The sequence below is a fragment of the Chitinophaga sp. CC14 genome (assembly GCF_048957795.1).
GTDB classification, from domain to species: domain Bacteria; phylum Bacteroidota; class Bacteroidia; order Chitinophagales; family Chitinophagaceae; genus Chitinophaga; species Chitinophaga ginsengisegetis.
Genome location: NZ_JARBFY010000001.1, coordinates 740272 through 764995, shown reverse-complemented (window position 1 = coordinate 764995; position 24724 = coordinate 740272). Strand labels below are relative to the sequence as shown.

General features: G+C 47.0%; 13 protein-coding genes. 9 read left to right on the top strand and 4 right to left on the bottom strand.

Annotated features, from left to right (window positions below; translation table 11 throughout):
* Window positions 1–71 precede the first annotated feature (71 nt).
* From gltB to PV783_RS03205, 6 genes are all read left to right on the top strand, one after another.
* Window positions 72–4601: a glutamate synthase large subunit gene (gene gltB, locus PV783_RS03230; RefSeq protein WP_420987089.1), complete on the top strand. Its 4530-nt coding sequence runs from the start codon at window positions 72–74 to the stop codon at window positions 4599–4601.
* A gap of 63 nt (window positions 4602–4664) precedes the next feature.
* Complete coding sequence (locus PV783_RS03225) at window positions 4665–6140, top strand: glutamate synthase subunit beta (RefSeq protein ID WP_079471497.1); 1476 nt, start codon at window positions 4665–4667, stop codon at window positions 6138–6140.
* 251 nt (window positions 6141–6391) lie between these two features.
* Complete coding sequence (locus PV783_RS03220) at window positions 6392–7003, top strand: hypothetical protein (RefSeq protein ID WP_336387652.1); 612 nt, start codon at window positions 6392–6394, stop codon at window positions 7001–7003.
* 108 nt (window positions 7004–7111) lie between these two features.
* The gene (gene dinD, locus PV783_RS03215) at window positions 7112–7942 is read left to right on the top strand and encodes a DNA damage-inducible protein D (RefSeq protein WP_420987088.1); all 831 of its coding nucleotides are present in this window, start codon (window positions 7112–7114) and stop codon (window positions 7940–7942) included.
* Window positions 7943–8211: 269 nt separating this feature from the next.
* Window positions 8212–13296, top strand: a complete 5085-nt coding sequence (locus PV783_RS03210; protein ID WP_420987087.1) for a translocation/assembly module TamB domain-containing protein — start codon at window positions 8212–8214, stop codon at window positions 13294–13296.
* Entirely contained in the window at window positions 13280–15766 is a 2487-nt protein-coding gene (locus tag PV783_RS03205) for a BamA/TamA family outer membrane protein (protein ID WP_420987086.1), read from the top strand. Before PV783_RS03210 ends, PV783_RS03205 begins: the two co-directional genes overlap by 17 nt.
* Window positions 15767–15812: 46 nt before the next feature.
* Here PV783_RS03205 and PV783_RS03200 read toward each other — a convergent pair whose 3' ends face one another.
* Entirely contained in the window at window positions 15813–17549 is a 1737-nt protein-coding gene (locus PV783_RS03200) for a thiamine pyrophosphate-dependent enzyme (RefSeq protein ID WP_336387649.1), read from the bottom strand.
* A gap of 150 nt (window positions 17550–17699) precedes the next feature.
* Here PV783_RS03200 and PV783_RS03195 point away from each other — a divergent pair, with 150 nt between their 5' ends.
* Window positions 17700–18089: a septal ring lytic transglycosylase RlpA family protein gene (locus PV783_RS03195; RefSeq protein WP_227024447.1), complete on the top strand. Its 390-nt coding sequence runs from the start codon at window positions 17700–17702 to the stop codon at window positions 18087–18089.
* A gap of 38 nt (window positions 18090–18127) precedes the next feature.
* Here the strand turns inward: PV783_RS03195 and PV783_RS03190 are convergent, their stop codons facing one another.
* The gene (locus tag PV783_RS03190; protein ID WP_420987085.1) at window positions 18128–18724 is read right to left on the bottom strand and encodes a type 1 glutamine amidotransferase domain-containing protein; all 597 of its coding nucleotides are present in this window, start codon (window positions 18722–18724) and stop codon (window positions 18128–18130) included.
* A gap of 266 nt (window positions 18725–18990) precedes the next feature.
* Between PV783_RS03190 and PV783_RS03185 the strand changes: the two genes are divergently transcribed.
* Window positions 18991–20250, top strand: a complete 1260-nt coding sequence (locus tag PV783_RS03185; RefSeq protein WP_420987084.1) for a DUF3472 domain-containing protein — start codon at window positions 18991–18993, stop codon at window positions 20248–20250.
* Between the two features lie 289 nt (window positions 20251–20539).
* Window positions 20540–21646 carry a magnesium/cobalt transporter CorA gene (gene corA, locus PV783_RS03180; RefSeq protein ID WP_420987083.1) on the top strand — a complete coding sequence of 369 codons (1107 nt, stop codon included), beginning with the start codon at window positions 20540–20542 and terminating at the stop codon, window positions 21644–21646.
* Here the strand turns inward: corA and PV783_RS03175 are convergent.
* Window positions 21643–22149, bottom strand: coding sequence for a DUF2480 family protein (locus tag PV783_RS03175; protein WP_420987082.1), 507 nt, complete (start codon window positions 22147–22149; stop codon window positions 21643–21645). The genes corA and PV783_RS03175 overlap by 4 nt on opposite strands.
* A gap of 139 nt (window positions 22150–22288) precedes the next feature.
* Window positions 22289–24379: a SurA N-terminal domain-containing protein gene (locus tag PV783_RS03170; RefSeq protein ID WP_111577209.1), complete on the bottom strand. Its 2091-nt coding sequence runs from the start codon at window positions 24377–24379 to the stop codon at window positions 22289–22291.
* Window positions 24380–24724: the final 345 nt, after the last annotated feature.

Genomic DNA, 24724 nt, shown 5'->3' with positions numbered 1-24724 from the left:
TATATCGTACACCATCACCCGCGGCGCAAGTCAGAAGGGAAGGGTGTGCCAAAGCAAAAAATCTAAACCAAATGGATGAAGTGAAGCAAACGCAAGGTTTATACCGTCCGGAATTTGAACATGATGCCTGCGGAACAGGTTTTACTGCCCACATCAAGGGTCGTAAATCCCACCATATTATACGTGATGCCTTAACCATGCTGGAAAACATGGAACACCGCGGAGCCTGCGGTTGTGAGCAGAACACGGGAGATGGTGCAGGGATACTGTTTCAAACGCCCCACGAGTTCCTGTATGACGAATGTCTGAAACTGGGCATCGCCTTACCGGAATTTGGAAAATACGGTGTAGGCATGGTCTTCTTTCCGAAAGAACCACGCTGGCGTGAAGAATGCCGCGAGATATTTCAACGCAGCGCAGAGAAACTGGGCCTGGAAATTCTTGGCTACCGTAAAGTACCGGTACGTCCGGATGGCATTGGTGAATCTGCCCTTTCTGTAGAACCGGAAATTGAACAGGTATTTATCGCCTGTCCTTATCATATCAGCGATCCGGAAATTTTTGAGCGCAAACTGTTTGTGCTCCGTAACTACGTTTCCAAAACTGTTCGCAATACCGTTCCAAAAGAGAAATCGCTGTTTTACATTGCGTCCCTCTCTTATAAAACAATTGTATACAAAGGTCAGCTGACCACCTACCAGGTGCGTCATTATTATACAGACCTGAGCGATGAGAAAATGGTGTCCGCCTTTGCCCTCATCCACTCCAGGTTTGCTACCAACACGTTCCCTAGCTGGAGATTGGCTCACCCTTACAGGTACATTGCCCACAACGGTGAAATCAATACCCTGAAAGGTAACCTCAACTGGCTCCGCGCCGGCGAAAGGGACTTTATTTCCAAATACTTCAGCAAAGAAGAGATGGAAATGCTGCTTCCCATTGTGGAAGAAGGCCAGTCCGATTCCGCCAGCCTGGATAACGTGATTGAACTCCTCACCATGACAGGCCGCTCCCTGCCGCATGTAATGATGATGCTGGTACCGGAAGCATGGGATGGCAACGAAGACATGGGCGAAGAAAAGAAAGCGTTCTATGAATATCATGCCTCCCTCATGGAGCCATGGGATGGTCCTGCTTCCATTTCTTTCACCGATGGTAAAATCATTGGCGCTACCCTGGATCGTAATGGTTTACGTCCAAGCCGCTTCGTAGTAACAAAAGATGATCGCGTAATCATGGCTTCTGAAGCCGGTGTATTACCCATCGATCCAAAGAATATTAAAGAGAAAGGCCGCCTGCAACCTGGTAAAATGTTTATCGTAGACATGGACCAGGGCCGTATCATAGGTGATGAAGAGCTGAAACAACAGATCTGCTCCCAGCAACCTTATGGCGAATGGCTGAATAAATATAAGATCCGCCTGGAAGAACTGCCGGAACCAAGAGTAACCTTTACTCACCTGGAACACGACCAGATCTTTAAATACCAGCGCGCATTCGGTTACAGCACAGAAGACCTGGATCACATCATTGCCCCAATGGCAATTGATGGCAAGGAACCTGTTGGCTCTATGGGTACAGATACCCCGCTGGCAGTACTGAGCAATCAGCCACAACATCTCTGTAACTATTTCAAACAATTGTTTGCACAGGTAACCAACCCACCGATTGATCCTATCAGGGAAAGACTGGTGATGTCGTTGGCTACTTTTGTAGGCAACAACGGCAACCTGCTGGATGAAGATCCGCTGCACTGCCACGGACTGGCGTTGCGTCACCCGATTCTCAACAACCACGAACTGGAAAAGATCCGTAGTATCGATACCGGTTTGTTCCAGGCCAAAACATTACACACTTATTTCAAGGCAGACGGTAAACCCGGCTCCCTGGAAAAAGGATTGGCCCGCTTATGCCGCTACGCGGTAGATGCAGTGGAAGATGGTTTTGAAGTGATCATTCTTTCTGATCGTGCTATCGACTCAGAACACGCCGCTATTCCATCTATCCTGGCTGCATCTGCAGTTCACCACCACCTGATCCGTAAGGGTTACCGTGGCCAGGTAGGACTGATCGTGGAAGCCGGCGATGTTTGGGAAGTACACCACTTTGCCTGCCTGCTGGGCTTTGGCGTAACCGCCATCAACCCATACCTGGCACTCAGCACCATCCGCGATATGAAGCTGAATGGCAAGCTGGACACGGCACTCGACGTAGATAAACTGAAGAAAAATTATATTAAAGCAATCTGTGATGGCCTTCTGAAAGTATTTTCCAAGATGGGCATCTCCACCCTGCAATCTTACCAGGGGGCACAGATCTTTGAAATATTGGGTATCAACCAGGCAACTGTTGATAAATATTTCACCGGCGCCGTTTCCCGCATACAGGGATTGGGCCTCGATGAAATTGCCCGTGAAACACTGGCTAAACACTGGATGGGCTACGGTCGTAAAGAAACTCCGGTTCAGCGTTTAACAGAAGGTGGTGTATATCAGTGGAAACGTAAAGGAGAATTCCATCTCTTTAACCCCACTACTATTCACTATCTGCAACTGGCTACCCGTATGGGCGACTATGTTGCTTTCAAAAAGTATTCAAAGGCAGTAAACGATCAAAGCGAAAAAGCAGCCACTTTACGGAGCCTGTTTACGTTTAAAAAGAATCGTCCATCTATTTCCATTGATGAAGTAGAACCAGCTTCCAGCATCTTCAAGCGTTTCGCTACCGGTGCCATGAGCTTCGGATCTATTTCCCATGAGGCACACTCCACACTGGCCATTGCCATGAACCGCATCGGTGCAAAAAGTAATACCGGTGAGGGTGGGGAAGATGAGCTGCGTTATGAGCTGCTGGAAAACGGCGACTCTATGCGTTCTGCCATCAAACAGGTTGCCAGTGCCCGTTTCGGGGTTACCAGCTACTACCTGACCAATGCCGACGAACTACAGATTAAAATGGCGCAGGGTGCAAAACCCGGCGAAGGCGGGCAGTTGCCCGGCCATAAAGTGGATGAGTGGATCGCAAAAGTAAGGCACTCCACACCAGGTGTGGGCCTCATTTCTCCGCCTCCTCACCATGATATTTACTCTATTGAGGATCTGGCGCAGCTGATCTATGACCTGAAAAATGCTAACCGTGCCGCCCGTATCAGCGTGAAGCTGGTATCTAAGGCTGGTGTTGGCACTATCGCAGCCGGTGTTGCAAAAGCACACGCCGATGTGGTACTGGTTTCTGGTTTCGATGGCGGTACCGGTGCTTCTCCGGAAAGCTCTATCAAACACGCAGGTTTGCCGTGGGAGCTGGGCTTGGCAGAATCACACCAGACCCTCGTAAAAAATAAGCTCCGCAGCAGGGTAGTACTGCAAACAGATGGTCAGCTGAAAACCGGCCGCGACATTGCGATTGCTACCTTATTGGGCGCTGAAGAATGGGGCGTTGCCACCGCTGCCCTCGTGGTAGAAGGTTGTATCATGATGCGTAAATGCCATGTAAACACCTGTCCTGTTGGTGTGGCTACCCAGGACCCTGAACTGCGCAAACGCTTCACCGGCGATCCGCAACATGTGGTAAACCTGTTCACCTATCTCGTGGAAGAACTCCGCGAAATCATGGCTGACTTGGGCTTCCGCACCATCAATGAAATGGTGGGTCAGGTAGAATGCCTCCAGATGCGTGATAACATCACCAACTGGAAAACACAAAAACTGGATCTGTCACCGATCTTATATAAAGAAGAAGCTTCTGCCGAAACCGGCCTGTACAAACAGGAAGAACAGGATCACGGCATCAGCGAAGTAATCGACTGGCAATTGCTGAAGGCCGCACAGCCTGCACTGGAAAAGAAAGCCAGGGTATATCAGCAGTTCCCTGTAAAAAATACAGACCGTACCATCGGTACTATCCTGTCTAACGAAATATCCAAACGCTACAAAAGCGAAGGATTACCGGAAGACACCCTGCACTTCAAATTTATCGGATCTGCAGGCCAAAGCTTCGGCGCCTTTACCACTAAAGGTTTAACGCTGGAACTGGAAGGAGAAGCCAATGACTACTTCGGTAAAGGTTTGTCTGGTTCCAAACTGATCCTCTATCCACACGGAGAAGCAGGATTCAAGGCGGAAGAAAATATTATCGCAGGTAACGTTTGCTTCTATGGAGCTACTTCCGGTGAAGCTTTCATCCGCGGTAAGGCAGGCGAACGCTTTTGTGTACGTAACTCCGGCGCTACAGTAGTAGTAGAAGGAGTAGGTGATCACGGATGTGAATACATGACCGGGGGTAAAGCGGTAATACTGGGTGAAACCGGCCGTAACTTCGGAGCAGGTATGAGCGGTGGTATCGCTTATGTATACGATGTGAAAGGAACTTTCGCCAACTACTGCAACAGGGATATGATCGACCTGGATCCGCTGGATCCGGCAGATGTAGCACTGTTACAGGATCTGATCACTAAACATCATGCCTACACGAACAGCACTGTGGCGAAGTTTATCCTGAAAGACTGGGAAAACCAACTGCGTCATTTTGTGAAAGTATTCCCGAAAGAATACAAGGCAGCATTGAAATCAGACAAAGTACAGGGTCAGAAAGTAGGTCACTAATTGAACAATTAACATTCATCATCAAAATATCCCTTGCAGGTAAGGGACTTGTGGAGGAAAATTATGGGTAAACCTACAGGATTCCTGGAATTTACACGCGAGCTGCCCGGGAAAGCGGATCCCCGGGAAAGGGTTGGTCACTATAATGAATTTGTAGAACGCTTCCCCGATAATAAATTAAATCAGCAAGCGGCCCGCTGTATGAACTGCGGGGTGCCTTTTTGCCACAGCGGATGCCCGCTGGGTAATGTGATACCGGAATTTAACGATGCCGTATACCGTCAGGATTGGAAAGAAGCGTATGATATACTGTCCTCTACCAATAACTTCCCGGAATTTACCGGACGTATTTGTCCTGCTCCCTGCGAAAGCGCCTGTGTGCTCGGTATTAACCAGCCCCCGGTAGCGATCGAGGAAATAGAGAAACATATCATTGAAGTAGCTTTCGATAAAGGTCTGGTACAGGCGAAAGCGCCCCGTATGCGTACCGGCAAAAAAATCGCTGTTATTGGTTCCGGCCCCGCCGGTTTAGCCGCAGCAGCACAGTTGAACTATGCAGGCCACACCGTAACCGTGTTTGAGCGCGATGATGCACCCGGTGGACTTTTACGCTATGGTATCCCGGACTTCAAGCTGGAAAAATGGGTAGTAGACCGCCGCGTGAAACTGATGGAAGAAGAAGGAGTGGTGTTTCAATGCAATGCCAACGTAGGCGTTAACGTTAGTACCAATGACCTGCTGAGAGAATACAACGCAATTGTACTGGCTGGTGGTTCCACCATTCCACGCGACCTCCCGATTCAGGGCCGTGAGCTGAAAGGCGTACACTATGCAATGGACTTCCTGAAGCAGCAGAATAAAAGAGTCAGCAATATTGCAGTAGAAGGCAGCGATATATTGGCTACCGGCAAAAATGTAATTGTAATTGGTGGTGGTGATACGGGCTCCGACTGTGTGGGAACCAGTAACCGTCATGGCGCCAACAGTGTTACGCAGCTGGAATTATTACCAAAACCTCCGGGTGAACGTACGCCGTATATGCCGTGGCCAACCTACCCGATGGTCTTAAAAACATCCTCTTCCCACGAAGAGGGAGCAGACCGTAAATGGGCCATTGCTACCAAATCCTTTATCGGAGATGACAACGGCCACCTGAAAGCCCTGCGCCTGGTAGACCTGCAATGGACCGCCAGCGCCGACGGCAGACCGGCAAAATTCACGGAAGTTCCTGGTTCCGAAAGAGATGTACCCTGCGAGCTGGCCTTACTGGCTATGGGCTTCGTACATCCCCAGCACACCGGTTTACTGGATCAGCTGGAAGTGGAAAGAGATGAACGCGGTAATGTAAAAGCTACCGAAAAAGATTACCTGACATCCATCCCTAAAGTGTTCACTGCCGGCGATATGCGCCGCGGACAATCACTGGTGGTATGGGCTATAAGCGAAGGTCGTGAGTGCGCAAGAAAAGTGGACGAATTCCTGATGGGTAGCTCCCAGCTGGAAAGCAAAGACCATTCATTGCAGGCAATGGCTTTATAATTCAATTATGTAAATCAAATTTTTTCTCATAAGCAGGTTTAGATTTTGTTGTAACCTTCAGCCGGGCCGGGTTTTTACCCGGCCTATATTTTTTTAAAAAGACAGGATCCTCCCAGAAATAGCCTGTTCCTGTTCAATACCTCCTTTCCTCCGGGTTTTAAAGACACAATTCAAACATCAGCAGAAACAATGCAGGTGTTCAGCTATTTCCAGGTATCGCCACTCCCTAAACCCAATACATTTGTTAAATTATGAAACAACTGTTGTGTTTTTGGAGCCTGCTGTTGCTGGGCATCTCCGTAACGGGGCAAAATGTGCTGATTACCGATGCCCCTCAACTAAAGAAAGGGCTGTACAAGACCTTTGAGGAATTTCAATCAAATAATCCTTCAGAAGAAGGGGACCTGGTAATCAAAAACCGCAGCTCCGCCGCGCAGATCTACCTGTTGGCCAACAGAAATGAACTGGTGCTCCGGGATGGCGCCGGCCAGGAACACAAACTGAAAAATTACTGGGGCTTCTGCGACGGGAAAAATATCTATATCAAAGACAACGGTCTCAATAAATTACAGGAAATCGGTTACTACTGCATATATGCTCTACATGGCATTCAACCTTCGCGGGGCTATATTAATCAGGCCGATATGACTACCAACAGTATCAACACCCCCGTGGTGCTCAAAAAAGTGCTGAATGTAGTGACTGGGCAGATCCTGGAACTATCTGCCTACAATCTCAAAAAATATATCCTTCCACAGGATAGCGTACTGCTCGATGAATTCAGGGCCGATAGGGAGAAGAAGGATCAGCTGGAGTATTACATTTTCCGGTTCAACCAACGGAACAAGCCAGAAATAAAGTAATTAAATTTCTTTCAAAGTGAGAGCGTTTAAGTTTCATTAACTTGCTGCTGTTGTGGCTTCGGTATATTGTGCGTATCACAATGTTGTGAGATGAATAAACACTTTTTCATGAAAAAAGAATTGATTGAAGCACTGTTTAAACAATTTGAGCAGGCTTGTTATGAACACAAAGGTATTGAGTGCTGGAGCGCCAGGGAGTTGCAACAAATTCTTGGATACCTGAGATGGGAAAACTTTTTCAAAGTCATTGAAAAGGCCAAAAATTCCTGCGAAAACAGTGGAATTGTCGTCTCCGATCATTTTCGTGACATCACGAAATCGATACCTGTTCCTAAAGGTGGCCAAAGACAGCTTCAGGATATCGCCCTTACCCGTTACGCCTGCTACCTGATTGCTCAAAGTGGCGATACCCAAAAAGATCCGATTGCGTTTGCACAAACCTACTTCGCCGTACAAACCCGCAAACAGGAAATCGTTGAAAAAAGATTACTGGATATTGACCGCCTCAATGCCCGGGAAAAACTATCGAAGTCAGAAAAGGTCCTATCTGGTATTATTTACGAAAGAGGAGTGGACGATAAAGGATTTGCCAGGATCCGGTCCAAAGGCGATGAAGCCCTTTTCGGCGGATTTACCACCCGCGATATGAAGAGAAAACTGATTGTTCCGGAAAACAGAGCCCTGGCAGATTTCCTTCCCACCATTACTATTAAAGCAAAAGACCTCGCAGCAGAAATTACCAGCCATAATGTAGTAGAAAAAGATCTGAAAGGAGAAGTTGATATTACAGAAGAACATGTCGATAACAATACTGCCGTCAGAAATGTACTTCTCGAAAGAGGTGTAAAACCGGAAAGTCTCCCTCCGGCAGAAGATGTGGATAAAGTTAAAAAACGAATTGAAAAAGAAGATAAAAATGCCCTGAATCAGGATAACTAAATAATAAAAACCAACCCGTCCGATCCATTTTCTTTTCGCCAATCTGTGCATATTACTACTCACCCCATTCTGTTTCTGCACCAAAAAAAGTATGTCCGTTACCGTATTTAATGTATTCTTGCAATTACTATTTATTCCCGGTACCCCTGAGGTATGGATTTTGTTGTACCCCGCAGGCAAGCGCCCGGTTGCACTATCCTGCCGGTAAAGTAAACCATAAGCACGCTTTTGCGTTTATATTCAGTAATTTACTTTTGTAATATATCATAGTGACAGAACCAGCAGAAACCGGAGAAAAACACGGCCGCCCCTGGTGGCGATGGCTTATATGGATTATTGTTGCGGTGCTCCTATTGCCCGTAATGGCTGTTTTATTATTACAACTGAACGGCGTCCAGAATTATTTAAGAGAACAGGGAGAACTATACCTGCGGAAGAAACTGCACACAAAAGTGCAGATCGGCTACCTGCGCGCACGTGGCTGGCAGTACCTGGAACTGCGTAATGTATATGTAGCCGACACCTCCAACCAGGCCCTTTTTTACACCGGTTCCCTCAAGGTACATTACAACCTGCTGTCACTGATCAGTAATGAACTGAAAATAGATAAACTGGAATGGGACACCTTACTGGTAAACGTATACCGGCATCCCGGCGATTCCGCTTTTAATTACCAGTTTGCGGTAGATGCGTTTGTGACACCCTCCGGTAAAAAAGATACCCTGGCACCGGAAACCGGTACCACCTTACAATACCGGCTGAAAGACATCTCATTCCGTAAAGTGAAAGTAAGCTATGCCGATGCCCAGGGTGGCATGTCTGCCATACTCACCTGGGATAGCTTACATGTTGATCCGGACGACCTGCTCATAGATGATGGCATTTACGCATTCAGGGGTATTACCCTCGATGGATTGAAAGGCTTTTTCCGGCAACAATATATACCTCCGGCTATTACATCAGCCGCTCCGCCGCCGCCACCTGCTGATACCAGCAGCGCATCCCTGCACCTGCTCCTGAAAAAACTACAGATCAATAACAGTAATTTCCTGTATACAGATGAAGGCTCCGGTATTACTACCGCCTGGAAAATAGGCGCCCTGCAATTACGGAACAGCAACCTGGACCAGGACTCCACCCGGATACAGGTAGGAGATCTCTCCATCAGCAATACCACCGGTTTGGTAATGATGGTGCCCGGAAAAGATTCCGTTCCTGCCGCGCCAAACGACACCACACCAAATACATGGCAGGTATTTGCCACCCAGGTAAATCTTGATAAGCTGGCTTTACGCTACGATAACGGCGGCCCGGCTCCAAAGGCCGCCGGACCAGATCCTGACTATAATCACCTGTTCCTGACCCGCTTCTCCAGTAAAATCAATAATATCCGCTATAAGCCCGATAGCATTATGGTGGGTATAAAGTCGCTGACTGCCCGGGATAAGTCCGGCTTTACGATCCGCAAAGCCAATATGGACGTATTGTTTACGCCGTATACACTGGCGCTGCGCAATTTCCTGCTGCAAACCAATAAAAGCATCTTCCGCAAACAGATCATTGTAACAGTCCCTTCCTGGTCAGGCATTTCCGATCACCTCGATCAACTCGGACTGGATGCCAATCTCGATTCTGTGCATATAGCACTGGGAGAGTGGCTGCCTTTTGTTCCTGATGCCCGCAAAAATAAATCATTCGACCAGCTCTGGAATAAACAACTAACGCTGGCGGCTATACTAAAAGGAAACCTGGGAGAACTGAATATTAAACAGCTTTATGTCAACGATCACGAAGGCAACCTGATTAAAACAGACAATGGCCAGGTGTTCCATGCTACAGATCCGGACCGGCTCAGTGCCAATCTCCCTACACTTTATATACAAACAGGAAACAAACCATTGCGCGCCTGGCTGCCGGCCGGTACACTGCCAGATACACCACGCCTGCCGGAAAACATGCTGATTACCGGTATGTTCAAAGGCGGCATGAAAGACCTGGTTACCCAACTGCAGCTGAAAAGCGAAACCGCCAACGCCAACATCAATGCGCATCTCGTTAATATCACCGACAGCATCCGCAGCAGCTATACCATCAGTATTCCCTACTTCCGCGTAAACCCCGGCGCCATGCTATACGATACCACCTACGGCTGGATGTCCGGAAAACTGAGCGCTACCGGTGAGGGATATACGTTAAAACAAATGGTGGCCAAAGCCACCGCACAACTGGATGAAGCTACCTATAACGCCTATACGTATCATGATGTAAGTGTAGTTGCCGGTATCAACAAAGGCGACTTTGAAGCACAGGGCGAGAGTGCAGATAGCAGCATCACCGCTACTTTCGATATCAGCGGGCAACTGGTGGATACCACCATCCAGGGGCTGAAAGTAAATATGGAAGTGGCTAAAGCCGATCTTTATGCTACCCACTGGTATACAGAACCATTAACTATACAGGGAAACCTCCTGGCAGATTTTAACAGCATCGAACCACAGCGTATTGAAGGCAACGCCTTTCTAACAAAATGGCAGATCGCCACACAGGGACAGGTATTTCCGCTGGACAGTATCTCCCTGATAGCCGAATATAAAGATCAGCAATACCTTACTTTAAAAAGTCCGTTTGGCCTGATCAGCGCCAACGGCCATATCGATTATACAAAGGTGGGCACTGCATTCGCCAACATTATCAGCAAGCCATTGCTGCCGGCCGATTCGGGCGTTATTGTGCAGGTTCCCGGCGGACAATCACTGCAATGGAATGCTTCTTTACAATGGCCAAAGAGTTTGCAGCAGATGATCCCAACACTGCGAATGGAAGTGCCACTGGTGATGAATGGCCGCCTTAACAGCGACAGCAGTCTGCTCATCGCCAATGCATATCTTCCGAAAGTTAATTATGATTCCCTGCAGGTCGACAGTCTGCGCATGGGCGTTTCTATCCTGGATACTTCTATGCGGCTTGGGGTTTCCCTGGCCCGTATGGCGCATCCTTCCTTCCCGCTGCAACACACTTATCTCACAGCGTATGCCAATACCGGCGTGGTTGATTTTGACGTTGTGCTGGATGATATTAAAAGGCAGCCCAAATATAAACTGGGCGGCATTTTCACCTTCCTGAAAGAGAATGCTATGCAGCTGTCTCTTAAACCCGGACTGCTGCTGAACAAACAGGAATGGACGGTGGCAGAAAACAATATTCTCCGGATGAAGAACGGCGCGCCGGATACCGCAAATATCAAACTGTCGCAGGGCGATCAATCCATCCAGATTGTGACCCGGCCGGATACCAGCACGGTTCCTGCGCTTCAGGCCAACATTGCCAATTTCAAATTATCTACTATTACCGCGCTGCTGGCAACAGACACGCTGCTGGCCAACGGTACCCTCAATGCGGAAGCCTCGGTCAGGAACTGGAACCAGTCGCCACTGATCCACGCCACACTGAAAGTAGACAGTCTAACGGTGAAGAATACACGCATGGGAACACTGGATGCCAATGTAGAAAACAGTGGCCCCGGTCAGTATAAACTTACAGCCGGATTAACCGGTAACGATAATGATATAAAAGTAGATGGTACCTACGACACAACCATCAACGCCCAGCTTGATATCAATAAACTAAGCATTGCCTCACTGGAGCCTTTCACGATGGGCAGCGTGACTAAAATGTCCGGCAACGCTACCGGGCAGTTCAATATTACCGGTACTCCTTCTGCCCCCAAAGTATTGGGAAGCCTGCACTTCGATAATGCCGCCGGCATGGTAACCATGATTGGCAGCACGTTCCACCTGCCAGATGAAGATATTGTGATAGATGAAAGAGGCATCCTGCTGAATAACCTGGTAATAGCCGACAGCGCCAATAACGAGCTGGTAGTAGATGGCCGCATCAATACCAGGAACTTTACCCGGTATAGCTTTAACCTCGATGTTACTGCCGATAACTTCATGGCACTGGGTCGTCAACAAAGCCCGGATCAGTGGATTTATGGCCCTGCTTATATAGATAGTAAAGTGAAGATCCGCGGTACGCTTGATCTGCCAAGAATTGATGCCATCGTAAAGCTGCGCGACAAATCCAGCGTTACCATGACGCTCCCGCAGGAAGAACCGGGACTCGCCAACAGGGAAGGCGTGATAGAATTTGTGGATAAATCCAACCCTGTCGATTCAGCACTGCTGGCCCGTGAAGATAGCCTCCGGTTTAAAACAACGCGGTTAAAAGGCATGTTCCTGTCCGGCAACCTCGATATTACGCCGGAATCTGTTCTTAAAATTATTATCGACTCACAAAATGGTGATTATGTACAGGCGAAAGGTACCGCCAGCATCAACGCCACGCTGGACCCCAGCAGTAAATTAAGTCTTACCGGCCGCTATGAAATAACGGAAGGTAAATATGAGATGTCGCTGAACCAGCTCATTAAACGCTCCTTCGATATAGAAAAAGGCAGCTTCGTATCCTTCAATGGAGACGCTACCAGCGCCGATCTGGACATCACCGCCAAATACACGGTGAACGCTCCGGCCTACGATCTCGTGGCAGACCAGCTCCAAAGCATGTCTGCCGAGCAACGCAATACCTATAAACAACGGATGCCCTTCCAGGTATACCTGATGATCAAAGGCAACCTGATGAAGCCGGATATCAGCTTCCGCCTGGACCTGGCAGAGAAAGACCGGAATACGCTGAATGGAACACCGTATAACCGCCTGAAACAAATTAACCAGGTGCCTTCTGAACTGAATAAACAGGTGATGGGACTGCTGGTGCTGAACTCCTTTATTCCGGATGATCCTATGAATACCCTCGATGGCGGCACCGGCGGGGGAGTAGGACAGGCGGCGAAAAACAGTGTGAGTAAAATACTTTCACAACAGCTCAATAACATGGCGGGCAACCTGATCAAAGGGGTGGATCTTAACTTCGATTTGCAGAACCAGGAAGATTATTCCACCGGCACTGCACAGGAGTCTACCAATCTGAAAGTGGGCGCCTCCAAACAGTTATTCAACGATCGTTTAACCGTTTCTGTTGGTTCCAATATCATGTTGCAGGGAAATCAGCAAAACGCCAGCTCCCTGATCGGCGATATCTCTGTGGAATATAAACTTACCCGCGACGGACGTTACCGGATAAGGGTATACCAGCGCAATGATAGCCAAACAGTGCTGGAAGGACAGGTAGTGGAAACAGGGGTAGCTTTTGCGCTGATCATGGACTACGATGAATTCCGTGAAATTTTGCAGCGGTCTAAATCTGAATCTAAAAAACAGAAACTCCGCGACAACAAAAAAAATAAGAAAGACGATAAAAATACGACAACGCCTGATGCGAAAAGTAAATAGCCATATCATCATTTGCTGTAGCCTGTTTTGCCTGGTATACCTGGTAATCAGCTCCTGCAGTACCACGCGTACCGTACCCGAAGGAGACCGGCTATATACTGGCAGCGAAGTAAAATGGATCACTGATAGCATTGCTAAAAAAAGACCGAAAGATTATAGTTCCCTGATGGAAGGAATGGATAAAAGAATCCGTCCCAACAGGAACCGTAAGTTCCTCGGTATGCCCATAAAGCTGTGGCTCTATAATTTAGGCAATGAACCTAAGGGAAAAGGATTGAATTACCTGCTGCGTAAAAAGTGGGGGGAACCGCCCGTTTTACTAAGCCAGGCCAAACCCGACTACACTTCACAGGTGCTGGAAGAATACCTGGTAGATAACGGCTATTTCCAGGCCGGGGTTACTTCGGCCGTTAAATTATCCGGTAAGAAAAAAGCTTCCATGAAGTACACCGCTACGCCCAATCACCGGTACACTATAAAAAGCGTCACCTATTTAACAGATAGTAGCGCCATCGGCAAAACGGTTACCTATACCAAACCGGAAAGTTCATTGATCATCGGCGCCAATTATTCGCTCGATTCAATCAAGGCCGAACGGGAACGCATACACGCTGCATTAAAAGAACAAGGCTATTATTATTTTACTCCCGATTATTTACTGGTACAGGTAGATAGTACCAATAGCGGTACCGTAGATCTGTTTGTGAAGATAAAAGACAACACACCCCTGGCAGCGCTTCGCCCTTACAGGATGCACGACATAGTGTTGTTCCCTGACTACTCGCTGGACAACGACTCCGCTTCTACACAGGGAACTCCCATAAGATACAAAGGCATTTATATTGTGGATTCCGCCCACCGGTTCAAATCATCTGCATTTGACCGGTCCGTGTTTTTACGGCCGGATAGTTTGTATCGCCTGAGCTCACATAATATTACATTGCAAAGGCTGATTAACCTGGGCGTATTCAAATTCGTAAAAGGACAGTTTTCGCCGGTGCGCGATACCTCTGTTCACAACCTGGTAGGAGGCAGCCCAAATGTTACCAGCACCAGGGACAGCTCCCGTCGACGGGATGCTTCCGGCAGAAATTTGAACCGGCGCGATAGCTCCTATTCCCGTGATACTTCCCAGGCCAGCAACTACAGGGCGATGGTGAATAACCGGGTGGCACTCGACAGCGGCTGGCTCGATGCAAAGCTTTTCCTCACCCCCTATAAGCGTCGTTCTCTTCAAACAGAATTACGCGGTACATCTAAATCTAACGGGTTCATTGGATCACAGATACAGATAACCGCTAAAAACCGCAACTGGTTGCATTCTGCGGCATTGCTGGAAATCGGGTTACGTGGCGGATTGGAGTGGCAAACCGGCAATAAAAACGCAGGCGGATCTAATTCATATGGCCTCGGCGCAGAAGTAGCCGTTACTTTCCCGCGGTTCATTACGCCTTTCCGCGGACTGAACATCCGTACCCCCTATGTGCCTAAAACAAGAATAAGCGCCAGCTATGAACTGTACAGCCGTGCAGACCTGTATAACCTTAACGCGTACACGCTGCAGCTGCAATACCTCTGGCAACGGACACAATACCTGAGTCATATCTTTGCGCCGGTGGCGCTTACATATGTGCTGCCTACCAAAACAACACCGGCATACGATAGTATCCTGGCAAATGATCCGAGTCAGCGCAACGCTATTGAAAAACAATTTATCCTGGGCGGCAACTACACCATCACCTACAATAACCAGCAGGCCAACCGGGTGCACAGCTTCTACCTGAGTGGGAATATAGATATCTCAGGCAACATAGCCGGGTTAATCATTCCAAAAAATGATACCGGGCAAAAAACATTACTTGGAAATTCATTTGCGCAATATGAACGGTTCACTGCGGAAGCGCGCCACTACTGGCAGTTGGGCAAGGGTAAACAATGGGTAAACCGCCTGTTACTCGGCTATGGTTTACCATACGGGAACTCATCCACCCTGCCTTTTGTAAAACAGTTTTTCACAGGTGGTAGCAGCAGCATCAGGGCGTTCCGGGCACGTACTCTCGGCCCTGGATCATATCACAATCCTGCCGTGGATACTTCCGCCCTGCTGGCCAATGAAGCCGGCGATATCAAGCTGGAATTCAACTCCGAGCTGCGTGTACACGTAGCCAGTGTGTTCAATGTGGCAGCCTTTGTAGACGCGGGTAACATCTGGTTGCAGAAAGATGTGCCGGACAAACCAGGCAGCAAATTCGCCTTCAATACTTTTTATAAAGACATTGCCGTTGGCGGTGGTGTGGGCCTACGCATAGATGCTTCTATTGTGGTAGTACGCCTCGATCTGGCTATTCCCTTCCGCATTCCTTACCTGCCGGAAAATGAACGCTGGGTGTTTGATAAAATAAATTTTGGCGATCCTGACTGGCGCAAAAAGAACCTTATTCTTAACATTGCCATCGGGTATCCGTTTTAATATTACGGGGAGATGGTCCTGAAATCATCTCCCCGTAAATTCATACTCAGAGCACATCTTTCAGGTGCTTGTAGTTCGATTTCACCGCATCAAATACATCTTCATATCTTCCGCTGAGGATCAGCTTTCCCATCCACAGGGCAAATCCCTTCATCTGGGCAAACTCCACTTTCGGCGGCATTGCCAGTGACTCCGGATTGGTAAATACATTTACCAACACCGGCCCCGCTGTTTCCGCTGCCTGGGATAAAATGCTTTCCACTTCTTCCGGTTTACGGATGGTAAATGCCGTGAAACCCATTGCCACAGCAACCGCTCCAAAATCTGGATTCACCATATCCGTTTGCCAATCTGGAAGTCCGGCTACTTCCATTTCAAGCTTCACCATGCCCAGCGCCCGGTTATTAAACACAATTACTTTTACCGGCAGTTGATATTGTTTAATGGTCATCAGGTCGCCCAGTAACATCGTTAATCCTCCATCGCCGCACAGCGCAAACACTTCCCGGCCCGGTTGCGCCAATGCCGCGCCAATAGCCTGTGGCATGGCGTTGGCCATAGAACCATGATTAAAAGATCCCAGCAACGTGCGTTTGCCGGTGCCTTCGAGATAACGTGCCGTCCAAACATTCGTCATGCCGGTATCTACGGTAAAAATGGCGTCATCGGCTGCAATTTTATTGAGGGTGGAAGCCACAAACTCCGGGCTGATGGCGTTTTCCTTGCCGGTATCTTCCACATAGGTTTGCATTTTCTTTTGCACTTCCTGGTAAAACGCTACCATCTCATCCAGGAATTGCCGGTCGGTATTTTCTTTCAGCATTGGCAGAAGTGCTTTCAGCGTATCCGCGATATCCCCACACAGCCCCAGCTCCAGTGCCGCCCTGCGACCGAGCCTTTCCGGCTGGATATCTATCTGGATAATCTTTGCCTTCTCAGGAATAAATGGCGTGTAAGGGAAATCTGTTCCCAACAGGAGCAATACATCTGCTTCATGCATACTCTTATAAGCCGATGCAAGCCCCAGCAGGCCGGTCATGCCTACTTCATTGGGGTTGTTGTACTGAATCCCCATTTTCGCCCGGAACGAGTATGCAATGGGCGCTTTTAACAACTGGGAGAGGGCCACTACTTCGTCGTGCGCTTCTACGGCGCCCAGGCCGCAATAGATCGCAATTTTCTTTGCGTCTCCGAGCAAGCCGGCCAACTGCTTTAATTCCGGAACAGAAGGACAAATAACGGGTTTAGGATGATACAGCTTCGTGGCAGTAGGAATTTCCTTTGCATCAGCAGCAGCTACATCTCCCGGTAATCCTAAAACCGCTACACCATGCTTATGCACGGCATGTTGCAAGGCTGCCTGCAACATGCGGGGAGCCTGTTCTGCAGTTGCGGCTACCTGGTTATAATGACTGCAATCATCAAACAACTTAATGGTATTGGTTTCCTGGAAATAGTCGCTTCCAAATTCATTGGTAGCACAGGTAGATGCAATGGCCACCAACGAAGCGCCCGACCGGTGTGCATCATATAAACCGTTGATCAGGTGCACGTGTCCTGGCCCGCTGCTGCCGGCACAACAGGCCAGTCCATTCAATTGTGCTTCCGCACCTGCGGCATACGCGCCTACTTCTTCATGCCGTACGTGAATCCATTGGATCCGGCCATCGCGGCGCACGGCATCGTTAATGTGATTTAAACTATCGCCGGTTACGGCATAAATACGCTTGATGCCGGCGGTTGCCAGCATATCTACTAATTGATCCGCTACAAGTTTTGCCATAAATAATTTGTTAGAATGAATGCCTGATAAAAACAGCTGATCTCTTACATTGTTCAGCTGTCTGCCATTCATCAAATTCCCCGCCACCGGTCACTGAAAGCCTCGGAAAATTGACTTATTTTTAGGTCATTGTCTAAATCGCTATCCGCCATGTGTATCCCTGCACCCTTACAACGCAATTGGGTATTGCTGTTCATTATCCTGATAATGACAGGCGCCTCTTCCTGTAGCCGGAAAATTACCGAAACCGGAAAAGCTTCCTATTACGCCAACTCTTTCGATGGAAAACGTACCGCAAGCGGTGAAACCTTCCACCAGCGGTCGCTTACGGCCGCACATAAAACGCTACCTTTCGGTACTCGCGTTACCGTTACTAATGTTGCCAACGGAAAAAGTGTAAAGGTCCGTATCAACGACCGGGGGCCGTTTGTACCGGGGCGGATTATTGATCTTTCACATAAAGCAGCCTCCAAAATAGGCATGCTGAATACGGGTGTTGCCAATGTGGAAGTGAAATACAAAAAGAAGAAAAAGAAATAAAAGGCAGGAGTGAGGTGCCTCACTCCTGTATGTGGTAATTATCCTAATTGATGTACTCCTCTTTTACGTGCTTCATTGCCTCGCTGATCGTGCGGGCCTTCGGCAATTTCTTCAATCATTTTCTTGCAAAACGCCGGCAAATCCTTTGGTGTCCGGCTGGTAACCAACCCTTTATCGGTCACCACTTCTTCATCCACCCATAAAGCGCCTGCATTTTCAAGATCCGTTTTTAACGATGGATAAGACGTCACCCTCCGGCCATCAAGTTCATCGGTTTCAATCAATGTCCACGGACCATGACAAATGGCCGCTATAGGTTTGCTTTCGTCGAAGAAACCGGTAACAAAAGCAACTACGCGGTCGTTGGTGCGCAAACGATCCGGATTTATTACGCCTCCCGGCAATACCAGCGCATCATAGGAAGATGCCACCACATCTTTTATATCCTTGTCTACCGGGTAGTCTTTCCCCCAGTTTTTTTCTGCCCAGGCGCGAACGGTTTTTCCTTCCGGGGAAACAATATCTACTGTAGCGCCTGCATTCTTCAACGCTTCCAGGGGCTTTGTCAGTTCTACTTCTTCAAATCCATTTGCTACTAAAATAGCTACCTTCTTATCTTTTAATTGGTTTTCCATAAAATAATGTTTTATATAGTTTTTGGAAATATCCTGCCTCCGGCAGATAAATACCGCGGCAGCATACTTATCTACCACAAAAACAATTCCCTTTGTCTTCCCTTACGCGCACAGTACTTCCCACAAGATCAGTACGTTTCTGCCCTGTATAAATTAATGCACATACCGTTGATTGTATGGGAATCTCATTCGATTGTAATTTTTTCCCCGCAAAATTGCATTTGGAAACAGATGCTGCTTTATTTGTTGACATACAATTAAGAACAATGAACAAGAAAACACTCCTTGCAGCATCGCTGGCTATTGGCTTTGCTGTAAACAACGCCTTTGCACAGGCGCGGGTGGCTGAGCTGCCCGGCTTTGCCGCCTATGCCGATCCGGTAGAAGAACATGTAGAGATCAGTGAACGCCACGGCGTTGTACACTGGACGGATAACAGCAACACCGTTAATTTCTATTTTCATGTAGCCACTCCCGGCTCGCTCAAAGTATCACTATCAGCGAAAGCCGATGCCGAAAGCAAAGTATCTGTTTCGGTAAATGGTACAGAAAAAATAGTTAGCATTCCTTCCAATACTGATTTCGTAAATATTCCTGCCTTACAAACAACTATTAAAAAAGCAGGCTTCTATTGTGTATCATTAAAAGGAGTGGAGAGGAAAGGAAATGTATATGCAGATGTAAAAAATGTAACCCTCTCCGGCACGGCTGTCAAAGATATTCAGTACAACGCCAAACCCTGGCGCCGTGCGGCTTCTGTACATTTAAACTATCCTGTTCCGGAAGGTAAAAATGTAGAGTGGTTTTATGGAGAAATTAAAGTGCCGGAAGGAGAAGATAAACTGGGCACTTATTTCATGTCCTGCGGATTTCACAGGGGTTACTTCGGCATGCAGGTAAATTCTCCTACCGAAAGAAGGATTATTTTTTCCGTATGGGATGCTGGCGGGGAACCGCAGGAGCGCAGCAAAGTAAAGTATGAAGACCAGGTGGTGATGCTGGCAAAAGGAGATAGTGTGGACGCCAGCGGGTTTGGCGGCGAAGGCACCGGTGGGCATAGCCATTGGGTATACAACTGGAAAGCCGGAGATACTTATCGTTTCCTGATGCACAGTGTACCAACAGGCAATACCACTACTTACACTGCCTATTTTTATGTTCCTGAACACAAAGAGTGGAAACTGATTGCCAGCTTCAGAGCCCCTAAAGACGGGAAGTATATGGGACATCTTTATTCTTTCCTGGAAAACTTCTCTTTTGAAAATGGTCACCTCGGCCGCAAGGGATACTTCGGTAACCATTGGATCAAAACCAATACCGGCGAATGGATAGAGCTTACCAAAGCAAAATTCTCCAATGATGCTACCGCTAAAGCAAAAGACAGGCTCGACTATGGCGGCGGTTCCGAAAACGGATGGTTCTACTTATGGAACAGCGGCTTTAAACCTGCCAATGCGCAGTATGGCGATTTGTTTGAACGTCCTGCCACCGGTACTCCTCCGGTTATTGAGCTGCCCAGGTTCTAAGCAATTACACAATTCATCATATTTAATCCTTGTCGCCCGGCTGTAACAATGCCGGGCGATTCCTTTTTTATCTCTCAAAAAAATAATCCGTTACCAGGCCCAGACAATTAGTCCACATACCCCATAGGATTTAAGTTACGCATTTATTTTCAGCCTTACGCGACTCGTTTCCGGCAAAAGCCGGGGCTAAACAACTTTCCTCCAACAGGTATAATTATTAATACATAGCAGGTATTCTGACCGATTTTTACTTTAAATTCGGTAATCAATCCTGGTAACATCAGCACATATGGCCTTCAAAAATAAATTGCCTATTCCCGGCGTAGTACAAGTACTAAACCCATTCAAGGTGAAGAAGCAACGCATCATGAACTATAATCCGGCGGAAGGAATAACCACCCGCAAGCCGGCGGCAGAGACCAAGATCACCGTTTTTGATTATAATATCAGTCTTTGCTCAGAGCTGGTGCTGAATAAAATAGAAGAAACCTTCAAGTACGCAACCGCTCCGCAATTAAGCTGGATCAACATTGATGGTATCAGGAAAGAAGAGGTGCATGCCGTATGTGAACAGTTTATAATCCACCCATTATTGGAAGATGATATTCTGAGTATAGGGCAGCGGGCAAAAATGGATGAAATCAATGACCGGATGTTTTGTTTACTTCCAATGATTTATTTCAACAGCGAAACTTCTTCTATTGATCTGGAGCAGGTGAGTATTGTACTCGGCAGAAACTTCGTAATCTCTTTCCAGGAAGATCCCGCACGGGATGTATTTGATCCGGTACGGGCTAAACTTTTAATAGCAGGATCCAGGATCCGCAACGGTGGCGCGGATTATCTCTGTTATTCATTACTGGATGTAATTGTCGATAACTATTTCATCGTAATGGACAAACTGGGGGAAAGGATTGAAATGATGGAAGACCTGGTTCAACATCAGCCCAATACCCGTACGCTGGCGCGGATTAATTATTTACGCCGCCAGGTTTTCCTGTTCAAACGGGCTATTGCACCGGTAAGGGAACTGGTGAACGGTTTTCTGAAAAGTGAAAGCGATCTGCTGGATGATAAAGTGACTAAATACTACAAGGATGTATACGATCACATCATTCAATGTAATGATCTGGCAGATAACTACCGGGATATGGTGCTGAATTTACAGGAGATGTATCATACCCAGCTGAACCTGAAAATGAATGAAATCATGAAAGTGTTGGCGGTGGTTACTACGTTAATGGCGCCGCCAACACTGCTCGCTGGTATATATGGAATGAATTTTCACAACATGCCCGAACTGGCATCTGCCAACGGTTATTATTATACCCTGGGAGGCATGGGCATATTATTGGTACTGATGATAATGATATTCCGGAAAAGAGGCTGGTTTTAGCCCTTCTTCTTATATACGGGTACAGTAGAGCAGGGCTCTCCATACATAATACTCTTTACCACCGGGCGTAGCAGGCGGGTAATTTCCGCATAGGCAATTTCTCCCACCCGTTTGTCGCCACATCCTTTAATAACAATCCTTTTGTCAGCAAAAGCGGAGAGGTCAATTTCCGCCAGATTCCTGAGGTACAATGTGTTGTGTATAAATTCAGCATCACCGAAAGCAGCATAGGCCGCTACCGGTTCCAGGTTGGTCATTACCAGCATATAAGCCCATAAAGGAATAACGGCATCTGCAGAACATACTAACCCCACATTTTTTCCACGGTACTGCTCCCAGTCGTGCGATTGCATAGCTGCCCGGAAATCCTTTTCTTTCAGAATGAGTCCCATAAACAGGTAATCCTTCATATCAAAAACAACAATTTCCCCCTTTGGGTAAAATTGTTCCAGATCAATGGTTTCCAGTCCACTCTGCGCTACTTTATTTATGATTTCTTCCATTTTATCCCTATTTAAGAATACAAATTTACGAATATCGGCGCAGGAATAGGAATAAGGGGTGAAAGGCAGGAGGAAGGGAAATAAAAAAGGGAAGCACTCCTGCTTCCCTTTTTCTTATGTCAGTAAAAAATGTAGTGGTTTAGAAGAATTTACCACGGGTATCCTTCACATCGCTTTTCTTTTTCAACACTTCAAACAGTTGCTGATCCAACATGGATTTAACACCCTGTTCGTAAGCAGCCTGCTGGGAAGCGATATCCTGAGCTGGTTGAGCAGACGGCTGGAAGCTATCTACCTTAATCACATATACACCTGCATTTCCTTCAATTGGAGCAGATACGGTTGCAGTACCCCATTTCTTATTGAAAGATGCGCCAGCAACACGTGGCTCAAAGCCCAGGGAAGCGATGAACGGAGTAGCGAAAGAAACGCCTTCTGCGTTCAGCACCGGTTGGTTGGTTGCTTTTGCTGCAGCATCCAGTGAAGCCGGAGTTTGCAGTTTAGCCATAATCTGTTCTGCTTTCTTATGTTTCTTAACTTCAGCTTCTACCTGAGGCCTAACATCTGCAAGCGGAGCAGTACCTTCTTTACGTACATTGGTTAAAACGGCCACTACGTATTTATCATCGAAGGTAAATACTTTGCTTACATCACCTTGTTTGGATTCGTAAGCCCAGCGCACCAGTTCACGTGATTGTCCAATACCGGGGATCACGAAATCCATTGGACGCACATTATCAGCGATTCTTTTATTCAGCTTTTCCTGTTGTACTGTTTTTTCAAAAGCTGCAGCATTACCGCTTTTACCGGCAAAACCGCTCGCAGCACTAAATGCGTTGTTATTAGTTTCTTTGCTGGCTTCTACAGACTTACCGAGATAAGCTACCTTAATAGCCGGACCAATATTTTTCTGATCCAGTATTTCCATAACGTGGTAACCAAACTGCGTCTTTACCACTTTTACCTGGCCTTTTGAACCATCGAAAGCGAAGTCTTTGAATTCAGGAACAAATTGGGAAGATGGAGTCAGTTCATATTCACCACCGGTTTGTTTGCTACCCGGATCATCAGAAAACTGATTAACCAGTGCTTTGAAATCGGCGCCGCCTTTTACGGCCAGCTCGAGGCTATCTGCACGTTTTTTAGCAATAGAGTCCGGTAAACCACCCTGAGCGCCGGAAGCGATGAGGATGTGGCGAACTTTCACGCTATCCGGCATATTCTTACGATCCACCATTTTCGCAAAAACGATCAGGTTATTATCGTAGTATGGTCCGAAAACGGTTCCCACAGGCAGATTCACGATAGAATCTTTCATAGGAACTTTCGCTTCGTTCCTGGAAATATATCCGTCGTAATATTTAATATCTGAATTACGGTTAATAAAACCGGCGATGTTATCCTTTGTAGTATCCAGTTCCAGCTTCATTGCCATGATCTGCTGGATAGCAGCAGCTGAATCGGCGGCAGAAGGGATCGCATCAAAGGATACATATTCAATTTTACGGGATTCTTCTACTTTAAACAGTTGCTTGTGATCCTGGATAAAGCGATCAAGTTCCGCGTCTGTTACTTTAATAGTGGAATCGGCAATGGTAGCATAAGGAACGCTTACATAAGATACAGTTGCTGTTTGGCTGTTATCTTTCTGTTGTTGTTCTGCCAGCCATTTTGGATAGTAGATACCTTGTTTAACAAGGGTTACATATTTCAAACGCTCCTGGTATTTGGCAATATAGCTTTCCAGCTGGTGTAAACCTTCGCGGATCTGCGGGTTACTGCCTGCCTGTGAAATAGCCTGTTGCAAAGCATTGCGGTCAAACTGGCCATCGCGGGTAAATTGTTGCACAACTACCGGGTTGGGGTTTTTACCTTTGATTTGGTCTACAACTTCTGCCTCAGTTACGTCGATACCCAATGTTTTGTATTGAGCCTGCATAATTTGTTCATTCAGAAACTCGTTCCAAACCTGTTCGCGGATATACTGACGTGTTTGTTCGTCAATATTAGGCATTTGCTGACGCGCGTTGTTTTCTGCGTCCTGAATACGACGTTGATACTCTGCTAAATCGAGATCTTCACCATTTACTTTACCCACGCTGGTATCGCGACGGGATAGAGAACTTTTGCCAAAAAAGGCATCCTGCAACAGGAAACTAACAATAGCCAGGCAAATCACTACAACGATCATGACGGCGTACTTGTCCCTGATTTTCTGAATTACTGACATATATTATATAGTCTACATTTTTAAGGATAGCAAAAATAGAATAAATAAACTGTAACTGCAAAAGAGTATTTTTTGCTCTAAAACTCAATACAGTAAAGGGTTTCAGGTGCTTATAACACTTTTGTGGACTATGTAACATTCACAGGTTTTCCACATGACGGGCTTATTAACAACCTCTTCTTTTTCAAGGGCTAAATATTTTTAAACGTTGATTACAGCAGCTATTTCGCCTAAATTAAGTGTCAAAATCTAAAAAAAGGTTATTCACAAATGTGAAAAAAGCGGATTCTCTAATCCACATAAAATTGTGAATAAAACAGGGCTAATTTAAGCCTGTATGTATTT